This window comes from Paenibacillus taichungensis, assembly GCF_013359905.1.
Taxonomy (GTDB): Bacteria; Bacillota; Bacilli; order Paenibacillales; family Paenibacillaceae; genus Paenibacillus; species Paenibacillus taichungensis.
Genome location: NZ_JABMCC010000015.1, coordinates 1 through 354 on the forward strand (window position 1 = coordinate 1; position 354 = coordinate 354).

Annotated in this window: 1 rRNA gene; it reads left to right on the forward strand. The window is 40.1% G+C overall.

Annotation, left to right across the window (positions count from 1 at the left end):
* Positions 1-289 precede the first annotated feature (289 nt).
* Positions 290-354, forward strand: a 16S ribosomal RNA gene (locus HP548_RS00070); the annotation flags it as partial.

Below are 354 nucleotides of genomic sequence, written 5' to 3' on the forward strand. Positions count from 1 at the left end.
AAACACGGTGCGGCAAGCGAAACAAATAAGCTTCGAAAGAAACTTAAAAAAAGAGCTTGCAAAGTTGGTTCGGATGTGATAAGATATAAAAGTTGCTGAGGTGAACAACACACGGCAATGAAATAAGTTTGATCTTTGAAAACTGAACAACGAGTGAGTAACGATCTTGCTTGCAAGATCGACGCTGAGAAATCGGTACACGTCTTCGGACTGTATGATTTCGAAGCAAAATAAATGAGATTTTTAATCTCGTCAGTTTCAAAATGAGCTTATCGCTCTTTTCAATACTTTATTGGAGAGTTTGATCCTGGCTCAGGACGAACGCTGGCGGCATGCCTAATACATGCAAGTCGA